The sequence below is a fragment of the uncultured Intestinimonas sp. genome (assembly GCF_944387725.1).
In the GTDB taxonomy this organism is placed as follows: domain Bacteria; phylum Bacillota; class Clostridia; order Oscillospirales; family Oscillospiraceae; genus Intestinimonas.
Genome location: NZ_CALXGA010000068.1, coordinates 1 through 11,515 on the forward strand (window position 1 = coordinate 1; position 11,515 = coordinate 11,515).

At 64.4% G+C, this 11,515-nt stretch carries 11 protein-coding genes; 3 read left to right on the forward strand and 8 right to left on the reverse strand.

Translation table 11 applies throughout. From position 1 onward, the window contains the following. Nucleotides 1–409: hypothetical protein (locus tag Q0K09_RS09040; protein WP_294475505.1), on the forward strand; the 409-nt coding region annotated here is incomplete at its 5' end. 241 nt (nucleotides 410–650) lie between these two features. Here the strand turns inward: Q0K09_RS09040 and Q0K09_RS09045 are convergent. From Q0K09_RS09045 to tsaE, 6 genes are all read right to left on the reverse strand, one after another. Beyond that, nucleotides 651–2,237: an MBL fold metallo-hydrolase gene (locus Q0K09_RS09045; RefSeq protein WP_294475508.1), complete on the reverse strand. Its 1,587-nt coding sequence runs from the start codon at nucleotides 2,235–2,237 to the stop codon at nucleotides 651–653. A gap of 117 nt (nucleotides 2,238–2,354) precedes the next feature. Continuing rightward, nucleotides 2,355–3,581, reverse strand: coding sequence for a tyrosine--tRNA ligase (gene tyrS / locus Q0K09_RS09050; protein WP_294475511.1), 1,227 nt, complete (start codon nucleotides 3,579–3,581; stop codon nucleotides 2,355–2,357). 75 nt (nucleotides 3,582–3,656) lie between these two features. Continuing rightward, nucleotides 3,657–4,505 carry an EamA family transporter gene (locus Q0K09_RS09055; protein WP_294475514.1) on the reverse strand — a complete coding sequence of 283 codons (849 nt, stop codon included), beginning with the start codon at nucleotides 4,503–4,505 and terminating at the stop codon, nucleotides 3,657–3,659. A 385-nt stretch (nucleotides 4,506–4,890) separates the two neighbouring features. Further along, nucleotides 4,891–5,523, reverse strand: coding sequence for a uracil phosphoribosyltransferase (gene upp, locus Q0K09_RS09060; protein WP_294475517.1), 633 nt, complete (start codon nucleotides 5,521–5,523; stop codon nucleotides 4,891–4,893). Then, the gene (gene tsaB, locus Q0K09_RS09065; protein ID WP_294475519.1) at nucleotides 5,516–6,244 is read right to left on the reverse strand and encodes a tRNA (adenosine(37)-N6)-threonylcarbamoyltransferase complex dimerization subunit type 1 TsaB; all 729 of its coding nucleotides are present in this window, start codon (nucleotides 6,242–6,244) and stop codon (nucleotides 5,516–5,518) included. Before tsaB ends, upp begins: the two co-directional genes overlap by 8 nt. Beyond that, a complete protein-coding gene (gene tsaE, locus Q0K09_RS09070) occupies nucleotides 6,241–6,669 on the reverse strand; it encodes a tRNA (adenosine(37)-N6)-threonylcarbamoyltransferase complex ATPase subunit type 1 TsaE (RefSeq protein ID WP_294475521.1) in 429 nt (142 codons plus the stop codon). Before tsaE ends, tsaB begins: the two co-directional genes overlap by 4 nt. 135 nt (nucleotides 6,670–6,804) lie before the next feature. Between tsaE and Q0K09_RS09075 the strand changes: the two genes are divergently transcribed. Further along, complete coding sequence (locus Q0K09_RS09075; RefSeq protein ID WP_294475523.1) at nucleotides 6,805–7,998, forward strand: FtsW/RodA/SpoVE family cell cycle protein; 1,194 nt, start codon at nucleotides 6,805–6,807, stop codon at nucleotides 7,996–7,998. 73 nt (nucleotides 7,999–8,071) lie between these two features. Here Q0K09_RS09075 and Q0K09_RS09080 read toward each other — a convergent pair whose 3' ends face one another. Continuing rightward, a complete protein-coding gene (locus Q0K09_RS09080) occupies nucleotides 8,072–8,575 on the reverse strand; it encodes a GreA/GreB family elongation factor (RefSeq protein ID WP_294475526.1) in 504 nt (167 codons plus the stop codon). Nucleotides 8,576–8,587: 12 nt separating this feature from the next. Continuing rightward, nucleotides 8,588–9,037 (reverse strand): helix-turn-helix transcriptional regulator, encoded by a 450-nt coding sequence (locus Q0K09_RS09085; protein WP_294475528.1) that lies wholly within the window; start codon nucleotides 9,035–9,037, stop codon nucleotides 8,588–8,590. 236 nt (nucleotides 9,038–9,273) lie between these two features. Between Q0K09_RS09085 and Q0K09_RS09090 the strand changes: the two genes are divergently transcribed. Beyond that, on the forward strand, nucleotides 9,274–11,322 hold the full coding sequence (locus Q0K09_RS09090) for an alpha-amylase family glycosyl hydrolase (RefSeq protein WP_294475531.1): 2,049 nt from the start codon (nucleotides 9,274–9,276) through the stop codon (nucleotides 11,320–11,322). The last annotated feature ends 193 nt before the right edge of the window (nucleotides 11,323–11,515 follow it).

Sequence of the window (11,515 nt, forward strand, 5' to 3'; positions counted from 1 at the left end):
TCTTTTGTCCCCTGGACGGCGCAATTTTTCCTTGAAATCCGCCAGGATTCCTGCGAAAAAATTGTTTGCCAGCGGCCCAAAATCCCTCGCTGCTGGACACATCGCCAATTTTCAAACAAGCCCTAGGGCTTGTTTGAAAATTGTCAACATGCCCAACCGGCGGGTCTTTTGCCCCCTGGACGGCGCAATTTTTCCTTGCAATCCGCCAGGATTCCTGCGAAAAAATTGCTTGCCAGCGGCCCAAAATCCCTCGCTGCTGGACACATCGCCAATTTTCAAACAAGCCCTAGTTTTTTGGATCAAAGACAGCGGCATATCCGCAGCCAGGTTCAGCCTGCAAAGAAAACTATGCCTGCATCTGCGATCCGGCTGGAGGTTCGCCGCGGCCACCGCAAAAGGCCGGGAATAAAAAGAACAATAACCGCACCGATAACAATCATTTTTCTGTTGTAGTTAATGGGCGATCCCAAAAATCCATACATTCCTTCCTTTCTTTTGGCGAGCGTATTGCCGCTGGGTAACGTGAGCCGCTTCCCGTCAGGGAGGCGGGGAACGCAAGGCTGCCATGAAAGCCAGGGTCCAGTCCATGCTGTGATTCGACCGGCGGGATATTTGGGCATGGACCTCGAACGGCGTGGAGATGACAGCGCTCAGCGGTCCCACTTCCGGGCCAGGGCCAGCAGCTCCTTCTCGAACTGAGCCAGGTCCTTGTTGGCGCCGCCCTTATTGTGGCGGATGGCCTCCAGGAGCTCCTGCCCGGCGGCCTCCAGCTTCCGATAGGCCGGGGAGCCCGTGGCGGAGACCGGCTTGGGGGGCAGGGGGACCCCGGCGGCGAGCATCCGGTCGGCGGCGAGGTCATAGACCTCCTCATACTCCGCCGCGTGGGCCGAGATGCCGGCGTCCCGGAGATGCTGGGCGAAAATCTCCGTGACGGCGGCCTCCCCGTGGACCACAAAGATGTGCCGGGGCTTGGGGGCAAAGTGCCTGGCCCAGGCGAGGAGGTGGTCCCGGTCGGCGTGGGAGGAGAGACCCTTGAAGTTGACGATGCGGGCGTTGACGGCGATCTCCTCCCCGAAGAGCCGCACCGATTTCGCCCCGTCCAGCAGGGCCCGGCCCAGGCTGCCCTCGGCCTGGTAGCCCACGAAGACGATGGCGCACTCCCGCCGCCAGAGGTTGTGCTTGAGGTGGTGGCGAATGCGCCCGGCGTCGCACATGCCAGAGGCCGAAATGATGACCTTGGAGCTCCTGTCCTCGTTGAGGGCCTTGGACTCCTCGCTGGACTCGGTGAGGGTGAGGCCGGGGAACTGGAAGAGGGCCCCGCCCTTCAGGGCGGCGATGGCGTCCTCGTCCAGGTAGCCGTGGAGGTCCCCGGAGTAGATGCGGGTGGCCTCGTTGGCCAGGGGGGAGTCCACGCAGACCCGGAAGTCCGGGTGGGACTTCACCAGGCCCTTCTCCTTCATCTCCCGCATGAAGTAGAGGAGCTCCTGGGTGCGGCCCACGGCAAAGGAGGGGATGATGACGTTGCCCCCCCAGTCGAAGGTCTCGTCGATGATCCGGGCCAGGGCCCCGGTGTAGCTCTCCGGGGGCTCGTGGAGGCGGTCGCCGTAGGTGCTCTCCATCACCACGAAGTCGGCCTCGTCGATGGTCTGGGGGTCCCGGATGATGGGCTGGTCCACGTTGCCCAGGTCCCCGGAGAAGACGATCTTCCGGGTGACCCCCTCCTCGGTGAGCCACAGCTCGGCGCAGGCAGAGCCCAGCAGGTGCCCCGCGTCGGTAAACCGCAGCCGGACCCCCGGACACAGGTCCACCATCTGGCCGTACTCATAAGTCGCCACCAGCCCCATGGCGCACTGGGCATCGGCCAAGGTGTAGAGGGGTTCCACCGGGGGACGGCCCGCCCGGCGGCCCTTCTGGTTCTGCCACTGGGCGTCGGACTCCTGAATGTGGGCCGAGTCCCGGAGCATGATGGACATGAGCTGTCCCGTCAGCCGGGTGGCGGCGATGGTTCCGTGGAAGCCCTGCTTCACCAGCAGGGGGATGCGGCCGGTGTGGTCGATGTGGGCGTGGGTGACGATCACATAGTCGATAGATCCGGGGGCAAAGTCCAGCACGCGGTTGTCCCGCTCGTCCCGGCCCTGCTGGAGGCCGCAGTCGATGAGGATGCGCGTCCCGTTGACCTCCAGACAGTGACAGCTCCCGGTGACAGCCTTGGCCGCGCCGAAAAAGGTGAGCTTCATGGGGGCACCTCCCTGTTCTTTCTGTGCCTCTATTCTAATCCCTGGGGGCCGCCCTGTAAAGCCGGAAGGGCGATAAATTTACGCCGCCCCCGGACCTCTGCCGGGAGCGGCGCAAGCTTATGCCAGGGTGACCTTCAGGAAGGTCTTCTTTCCCTTTTTCACGGTGACGCCCTCGCCCTCCAGGGCCTGGGCCGAGATCTGGGCGGCGGTGTCGGTGACCTTCGCCCCGTCAATCTCCACACCCCCCTGCTGGATGAGCCGGCGGGCCTCCCCCTTGGAGGGGGCCAGTCCCCCCTTCACCATCAGGTCCACCACAGAGATCTGCCCATCGGTGAGATCTCCAGCGGACAGGGCGGCGGAGGGCATGTTGGAGCGGTCCCCGCCCTGGGAGAAGAGAGCCCGGGCGGCGTCCTGGGCCTTCTGGGCCTCCTCCTCCGAGTGGACCAGCTTGGTGAGCTCAAAGGCCAGAATCTCCTTGGCCTGGTTGAGCTGGGCCCCCTCCCACTTGTCCATCTCGTCAATCTGCTCCAGGGGCAGGAAGGTGAGCATCCGCAGGCACTTGAGCACGTCAGCGTCGCCGATGTTCCTCCAGTACTGGTAGAAGTCGTAGGGGGAGGTCTTCTCCGGGTCCAGCCACACGGCCCCGGCCTGGGTCTTGCCCATCTTCTTCCCCTCGGAGGTGAGCAGGAGGGTGATGGTCATGGCGTAGGCGTCCTTGCCCAGCTTCCGGCGGATGAGCTCGGTGCCCCCCAGCATGTTGGACCACTGGTCGTCTCCGCCGCACTGGAGGTTGCAGCCCACGGTCTGGTACATGTGGTAGAAGTCGTAGGACTGCATAATCATATAGTTGAACTCCAGGAAGCTCAGGCCCTTCTCCATGCGCTGCTTGTAGCACTCAGCCCGGAGCATGTTGTTCACCGAGAAGCAGGCCCCCACCTCCCGCAGCAAATCCACATAGTTGAGCTTGAGCAGCCAGTCGGCGTTGTTGAGCATCAGGGCCTTGCCCTCTGAGAAGTCGATGAACTTGCTCATCTGCTTCTTGAAGCAGTCGCAGTTGTGCTGGATGGTCTCGGGTGTCATCAGATTCCGCATGTCGGTGCGGCCGGAGGGGTCCCCGATATAGCCGGTGCCGCCCCCCACCAGAGCAATGGGCCGGTTGCCGGCCATCTGGAGCCGCTTCATCAGGCACAGGGCCATGAAGTGGCCCACATGGAGGGAGTCGGCGGTGGGGTCAAAGCCGATATAAAAGGTGGCCTTGCCGCTGTTGAGCAGTTCCCGGATTTCCTCCTCGCCGGTGACCTGGGCAATGAGGCCCCGGGCCTTCAGTTCCTCGTAAATTTTCATGGTATTTCTCCTTCAAAATGGTTTTCTGTTTGATCAAAACCGGTAAAGCATGGGCGCCGGTTTCCCGCATGACTCTCACGCCCGCTCCGGGCTCTGCTTCTGGAGCCCCCGCAGCACATTGTACCCCACCACGCCAGCCACCACGATGAGCGCGCCGGCCAGGGCGAAGGGTCCGATCCGCTCGTGATAGAAGAGGGCCACCAGGATGGGGTTGAGCACCGGCTCAATGCCGGAGACCAGGCTGGCCGTCACCGGCGGGGTGGTCTTCAGCCCGTTCATCATCAGGATATAGGCCAGGGCCACCTGGAAGACCCCCAGCACCAGCAGGCTCCCCAGGGCAGTGGGGGAGAGGGGCTCCTCCCGGAGCAGGAAGGGGAGTCCTGTGGCTGCCGAGAGCACATCTCCCCAGAAGACGGAGGAGATGCCGTCGCCGTCGGGCAGCTCGTTCATCAGGAACACCCCGGCGTAGGAGATCCCGGAGATCAGGGCCAGGACGTTGCCCAGGCCGCCCCCCTGGCTCAGGCTGTCGGCAAAAAAGAACAGCACGCCCCCCAGCACCACCACACAGGCGGCCACATCCAGCTTTTGGGGCCGCTTCCGCCAGAACAGCGCCGACGCCAGAATGACAAAGATGGGGGCCGTGAATTGCAGGACAATGGCGTTGGCCGCCGTGGTCAGCTTGTTGGCCAGGGAAAACAGCGCGTTGGTCCCGAAGACGCACAGGGCCCCCACCAAAATCCATCGGTTGAACCGCAGGGGGTGCCGCGCCGCCAGCAGATACCCGCCGATGACCACCAGGGCGATGGCGGTCCTTGCCCCGTTGATGGACATGCCGTTCCAGGGGATGACCTTGATGCACAGCCCCCCGATGCTGTAGAGCACCGCCGCACAGAATACGCACAGCAGTCCCTTTCGCTCCTCCATTTCCCTGCCTCCTCTGTCTGCTTTCGCCGGAGCCGCCCGCTGTCAGGTCCCCGGCGGCGTTTACTCCATAAAAACGCCCCCTGTCCATCTGGACAGAGGGCGTGGATCACGCGGTACCACCTCTGGTTCGCCCCCTCCTCACGGACGGGGGCCTCACGCCGTGCCAACACACGGCCGCGCAGTAACGGGCGCTCCCGACGCGCCCTACTGCTTGCGGTTCAGGCGGCCGCTCCGAGGGGTATTCGCGGCCCGCTCCCTCTCCCCCTTCCACCAGACGGGGGCTCTCTGGGCAGGGCGGCTGGGCGCTACTCTTCCTCATCCTCGCGTTGTATGTGGGCGTATCATATCACAGCTCCAGAGGATTGTCAAGCCGTTCCCCGCAGCTTTACTTCGTGCCGAAAATGCGGTCGCCGGCGTCCCCCAGACCGGGGACGATGTAGCCGTGGTCGTTGAGGGTTTCATCCAGGGCGGCGCAGTAGATGGCCACGTCCGGGTGGTCCTTCCGCACCCGGGCCACCCCCTGGGGGGCGGCGATGATGTTCATGAGCTTGATGTGCTTGACATCGTAGTTTTTGATGAACTGAATGGCGGCGGAGGCGGAGCCCCCGGTGGCCAGCATGGGGTCCAGGATGATGACATCCCGCTCGGCGATGTCGGAGGGCATCTTACAGTAGTATTCCACCGGCTCCAGGGTCTCCGGGTCCCGGTAGAGGCCGATGTGTCCCACCTTGGCGGAGGGGATCAGGGTCAGAATGCCGTCCACCATCCCCAGGCCGGCCCGGAGGACGGGGACGATGGCCAGCTTCTTGCCCGCCAGGGTGCGGAAGGTGCCGGTGGCCACCGGGGTCTTGATGGTGACCTCCTGGGTGGGCAGGTCCCGGGTGGCCTCGTAGCACATGAGGGCGGCAATCTCGGAGACGATCTCCCGGAACTCCTTGACGCCGGTGCGCGCATCCCGGAGGATGGCCAGCTTGTGCTGGATCAGAGGATGGTCGAAAATGTGTACCATTTCATCCATGTGGTGCTTCCCCTTTCTCTTGTTCTGCGGCCCGGTCCAGCCGCTCCCGCTCAGCCTGAGAGAGCCGGTGGTAGACCGGCGCCAGGGCGGCGGCAGTCACCAGCCCCCCCGCCCATGCCATTGCTTCGGCGGCCCGGGCCACCCCCCAGGCGCTCTGCCAGCGCAGGTGGGACGGGGCCAGCTCCACGGGCAGCCCCCGCTTCGTGAGCTCATTATAGCACAGCCCGGCCCCGTCTCCAACCAAAATCTGCGTTTTTTTCCGCTCCCGCAGCTCCTCCGCCAGCTCGTCCAGGGAGAGGGCCCGGTCGGGGCACAGGCGGGTGAGGGTCCCGCACCCCGCCTGGAAACGGGCGTTGTAGACCTGATTCCGCCGGGCGTCCATGACGGCGCAGAGGTCCCCCTCTAAATGGGCCAGGGGCCAGGCCATGGCCTCCAGGGTGGAGACCCCAGCACAGGGCTTATTCTCTGGCCAGGCCAGTCCCTTGGCGGCGGCCACGCCGATGCGCAGCCCCGTAAAAGAGCCCGGCCCCGCCGCCACCGCCACCACGTCCATCCCCTCCAGGGTGAGGCCGCAGTTTGCCAGCAGGTCCCGGCACATGGGCATCAGGGTCCGGCTGTGGGTGAGGCCGGCCCGCTGGAAGGACTGGGCGATCAGCTCCCCGTCAACGCTCACCGCCACAGAGGCCGCCGTGGCGGAGGACTCCAGGGCCAGAATCTTCACGCCTCTCCCCCCTTTGTCACGGTGATGATCCGCTGTCCGTCATCCCCGCCCCGGCGCAGGTCCACCCGGAGGCAATCCTCCTCCAGGGCCCCGGCGGCCTTTTCGCTCCACTCCACGGCGCACACGCCCCCACGGGCCAGGTAGTCCTCCCAGCCGATGTCGAAAAGCTCCCCGGCGGAGTCCAGCCGGTACAAATCAAAGTGGAACAGGGGCAGCCGTCCCCCCTCGTACTCGTTGACGATGGTAAAGGTGGGGCTGGTCACCCGGCCGGAGCAGCCCAGCCCCCGGGCCAGGCCCCGGACAAAGGCGGTCTTCCCGGCACCCAGGTCCCCGGTGAAGGCCAGCACCACCCCCGGCTCCAGCCCGGGCGCCAGCGCGGCCCCCAGGGCCTCGGTCTCCTCCGGGCTGTTGGTCACATAAGTCATGGGCTCCCGTCCTTTCCGCTGCTTCATAAACTTTTAACATTATATCACAAAAAACCGCCGGTGTAAAATGTTTACGAACGGGCTCCGGCGTGGTAAAATGAAGAGAATGTCCTCTCCGAAAGGAGGCGAGGCCCCTTGCGGCTCACCCCTTGGATCAAAGAATTCTTCCGAAAGGCCGACATCGTCCTTCTGGCCCTGATTCTGGCCGCCTCCATCTTTGGCGTAGTCCTGATCTACAGCGCCACACGCTACCTGGGGGCCTCCAGCTGGCGGTATGTCCCCATCCAACTTGTCTCCATTGTCCTGGGGATCGCGGCCTACTTTGTCCTCTCCTTCGTGGATGTGGAGCTCTTCACGGAGCGGAGCTGGAAGTGGATGTTCGGCTTTAACGTCTTTCTCATTCTCCTGCTCAAGACCCCCTTCGGCGTGGGCGGGGAGACCACCGGCAACAACTCCTGGCTGGCCTTCCCCTTTCTCCCCTTCAACATCCAGCCCGCCGAGGTGGCCAAGGTCTTTTTCGTCCTGCTTCTGGCCCTCCAGTGCCGCAAGCTCCAGGACTGGGGCATCAGCCGCTTCTCCTCGGTGGTCCAGCTGGCGGGGCACACCCTCTTTATGGCCGGGCTCATCGCTGCGGTCTCCGGGGACTTCGGCATGTCTCTGGTCTACCTGGGCCTCTTCGTCATCATGGCCTGGACCGCCGGGGTCAAAAAGCGGTGGTTCCTCCTGGGTGTCATAGCCATCGCCGCCGCGCTGTTTCTGGCCTGGCCCCGGCTCCCGCTCTATATTCAAAACCGCTTCACTGTGGTCATCGACCACATCACCGGCAACCAGGCTACCCTCTACGAGCAGACCCAGGCGGCGGGCTGGCAGCAGACCCGCAGCATCCTGGCCATTGGCAGCGGCGGGGTCTTCGGCCAGGGCTATCTCCAGGGCACCCAGACCCAAAGCGCCTCCCGGGAGGCCCTCCCCGCCCGGCATACCGACGAGATTTTCGCCGTCTGCGGGGAGGAGCTGGGTATGGTGGGCTGCCTGGTGGTGATCCTCCTCCTGGCCGCCATTATCCTCCGGTGCGTCTGGGTGGCCCGCCGGGCCGGCAGCCCCATGTCCGCCTACATCGCCATGGGTTACGCCGCCATGCTCCTCATTCAGACCGGCATCAACATCGGCATGTGCCTCTACGTCTTCCCGGTGGTGGGCCTGACCCTCCCCTTTTTCAGCTACGGCGGGTCCTCCATCATCACCCTCTACGCCTGTATGGGCATTGTCTCGGGCATCAAGATGCGCTCCCTGCCCAGCTGGCTCCGGGACCGAAACCAGTTGGGGCCCTGAGGGGCGGCCCCCTTTCCCCAGACAAAAAGAAAAGAGCGGACGCCGTCTCCCGGCGTCCGCTCTTTCTGGTTCCTCAGTAGCTGTTCAGGGGCACGGAGCCGTCGTCCTGCGCCTTTTCGATGGCCTTTACCACGGCGTAGTAGCCATAATTGGGGTTCACCTGGATGTAGAACCGCTCCCCCGCCTTCCGGCCCAGCAGGGCCCTGCCCACCGGGGACTCCTTGCTGATGAGGCCGTGGAGGGCGTCCTGCCGCATGGTGGTCACCACCTGGTAGGTCTCGGTCTCGCCGTCCTCCTCCAGGTAGACCGTCACCTTGTCGTAGAGCCCTACGGTATCGGCGGAGGAGTGGTCGGACACCACCACGGCGGTCTTGATCATGTTCTCCAGGAAGCGGATGCGCCCCTCGTTGCGGTTCTTCTCCTGCTTGGCGGCCTTGTACTCAAAGTTCTCGCTGAGGTCCCCGAAGCTCCGGGCCTCCTTCACCGCCTCCAGAAGCTGGGGCCGCAGGGTAATCCGGCGGTAGTCCAGCTCCTCCTGCATCATTTGAATGTCCTTCTGGGTCAATTCGTTGTGCATGGTCCACGCGCCTCACTTTTTCCCCAGTTCCTTCCGCACCGCCTTGGCGATGAGGGCCTGGCCCTCCGGGGAGCGGAGGGTGTCCAGCACCGTGGTGCGCAGCAGCTCCTGCACCTGCTTGCTGGCCAGAAGGGCGTCCAGCATCCCGCCCTGGACAGGCTCCGGGGCCTTCTTGGGCTTGGGGGCCGGCTTGGGGGAGAAGACCGGCTCCTCGCCGGCATAGGCCGCCGCGTCCATCCAGTCCTCCTGCCGGGTGCGGTCGCTGCTCTCCCCCCGGAGATAGAAGAGCGACACGCCAAAGTAGGCGGCAATCTTCTCCTGCTGCTCCTTGGTGGGAGTCTGGCGGCCGGTCTCGAACTTCTCCGCCGCCCCCTTGGGGAGCCCCAGAGCCGCCGACAGGGCCGGGCGGCTCAGCCCCCGCTCTGTCCGCAGCTCCTCCAGACGCTGTCCCAATGTCACCATTTCCAATGACCTCCTTAAATTTGGCCGCTTATTTTTCTACAAATTGCAGTTTTTGGCTTCTATTATACGAATTGTTTTGACTGCCTGCCCGGATTTTCCCGTGGCGCACTGAGTCCGTAGTTTTCATTATATCACGCCGGTCAAGCCGGGACGTCAATTTCCCTGTCGCCTCCCGGCGGAGTTTATGGTATACTGAGGGTGCGCCCCCTGCCCGGGCGCGGATAGGAGTGAACGCAATGGACCATTGGATCAACCATGCGGTGATTTATCACATCTACCCTCTGGGCTTCTGCGGCTGCCCGGAGTATAACCCCGGCGGGGCCCCGGTCTCCCGGCTGGACAAGCTGCGGGACTGGATTCCCCACCTGAAGGCCCTGGGGGTCAACACCCTCTATCTGGGGCCGGTGTGCCAGTCGGTGAAGCACGGCTACGACACCACCGACTACTACCAGCTGGACTGCCGTCTGGGGGACAACGACAGCTTTGCCGCCCTGTGCGATACCCTCCACGCCAATGGCATCCGGGTGGTGCTGGACGGGGTCTTCAACCATGTGGGCCGGGGCTTCTGGGCCTTCCGGGACGTTCAGGAGCGGGGGCGGGATTCCCGCTACTGCGGCTGGTTTCAGAATCTGAACTTCGGGGGCGGGTCCCCCATGGGGGACCCCTTCTGGTATGAGTCCTGGGGGGGCCACTACGAGCTGGTGAAGCTCAACCTGCAAAACCCGGAGGTCCGGGACCACCTCCTGGGGGCGGTGGGGATGTGGATGGACCGCTTCCACATCGACGGCCTGCGGCTGGACGCCGCCGACTGCGTGGATTTGGATTTCTTCCGGGCCCTTCGGTCCTACACCAAATCCCGGGACCCGGAGTTCTGGCTCATGGGTGAGATCATCCACGGGGACTACGCCCGCTGGGCCAACCCGGAGCTGCTGGACTCGGTCACCAACTACGAGTGCTGGAAGGGCAACTGGTCGGCCCACAACACCCGGAACTACTTCGAGATCGCCCACTCCCTGAACCGCCAGTTTGGCCCCGGCGGTATCTACCGGGGGCTCACCCTCTACAGCTTCACCGAAAACCACGACGTGGACCGCCTGGCCAGCACTCTCACCAATCCCCGGCACCTCTCCAACGTCTACACCCTCCTCTACACCATGCCCGGTGTCCCCTCCCTCTACTACGGCGGAGAATGGGCTGTGGAAGGAAAGCGGACCAAGTGGTCCGACGTGGACCTGAGGCCCTGCCTGGACCTAGGTGAGATGGAGCGGCGAGACCAGTCCCTGTGCGGCCATCTGGCCAAGCTGGCCCAGCTCCGGGCGGCCTTCCCGGCCCTCCAGGTGGGGGACTACGAAAACATCGTCATCAAAAACGAGCAGTTGGTCTTCCGCCGCGCTACCCCGGAGCAGCGGGTCTACATTCTGCTGAACCTGGCCGAGCAGGAGGCCGCCCTGGAGTTCCCCCACAACGAGCCGGTCCTCCAGGACGTGCTCAACAAGGACCGGATTTATCACAACGACGGGGGACGCACCTGGCTCACCATCCCCCCCTGTTCGGCTATGGTACTGGTGGGAGCGCCGGACCGCTTCTCCTGGCAGGCAGACTCGGTTCCCACGGCGGAGCCCGCCGCCCCCACACCGGCCTCCCAGGAGGCGGCGCCGGCCTCTGGGACGGAGGCCCTTTCCGACACGCCGGCTTCCGCTTCGGAGCGCGGCCATGTGCTGGTGCTGCTGGCTCACCCCTGCGGGGAGAGCCTCGACGCCGCCCTGGCCCAGGCCGCCGCAGAGGTTCTTCGGGAGAACACCTATGGCGTCTGGTTTCACGACCTGTACTCTGAGGGCTTCGACCCCGTCCTGACCCGGGAGGAGCTGGCTGGCCCCGCCTCCAGCGTCCTTCCGGAGTACCAGCGGGAGCTCCGGGACGCCGAGGGCATCGTCATCGTCCACCCCAACTGGTGGGGCCAGCCCCCCGCCATCCTCACCGGCTGGCTCCAGCGGGTCCTTCGGGAGGGAGTGGCCTACGCCGTGGAGCCAGACGGCAGGCTCACCGGGCAACTCAAGGCCCGGGCTGCGCTGGTCTTCAACACCTCTAATATCCCGGCCTCCCTGGAGGACCAGCGCTTTGGGGATCCCCTCCAGCGCCTCTGGAAGGACTGCGTCTTCGGCGTCTGCGGCGTCTCTGCCTTTGACCGCTGTGTGTTCCGGGCGGTGGATCAGGGCGCCCCCCAGCAGCGCCAGGACTGGCTGGAGGAGGTTCGCTCCATGGTCTCCGCCTACTTCCCCAGGTGAGGCTCCGCTTCGCAGATCAAGCAGGGCGCGGGAAATTTCCTGCGCCCTGCCCCATTTTTATTCCCTTTGCCGAATAGGGAAAAGAAGCGCCCAGACTTTCGTCTGAGCGCTTCTCAGTGTTGGCACTACCTATCTTCCCGGTCCGTCTCCAGACAAGTATTTTCGGCGCGGGCGAGCTTAACTGCCGTGTTCG

Bases quoted from the DNA above. Each gene is read 5' to 3' on its own strand.
- Q0K09_RS09045 (WP_294475508.1), bottom strand. From the start codon at position 2,237: ATGAAGCTCACCTTTTTCGGCGCGGCCAAGGCTGTCACCGGGAGCTGT.
- tyrS (WP_294475511.1), bottom strand. From the start codon at position 3,581: ATGAAAATTTACGAGGAACTGAAGGCCCGGGGCCTCATTGCCCAGGTC.
- Q0K09_RS09055 (WP_294475514.1), bottom strand. From the start codon at position 4,505: ATGGAGGAGCGAAAGGGACTGCTGTGCGTATTCTGTGCGGCGGTGCTC.
- upp (WP_294475517.1), bottom strand. From the start codon at position 5,523: ATGGATGAAATGGTACACATTTTCGACCATCCTCTGATCCAGCACAAG.
- tsaE (WP_294475521.1), bottom strand. From the start codon at position 6,669: ATGACTTATGTGACCAACAGCCCGGAGGAGACCGAGGCCCTGGGGGCC.
- Q0K09_RS09080 (WP_294475526.1), bottom strand. From the start codon at position 8,575: ATGCACAACGAATTGACCCAGAAGGACATTCAAATGATGCAGGAGGAG.
- Q0K09_RS09085 (WP_294475528.1), bottom strand. From the start codon at position 9,037: ATGGTGACATTGGGACAGCGTCTGGAGGAGCTGCGGACAGAGCGGGGG.
- Q0K09_RS09090 (WP_294475531.1), top strand. From the start codon at position 9,274: ATGGACCATTGGATCAACCATGCGGTGATTTATCACATCTACCCTCTG.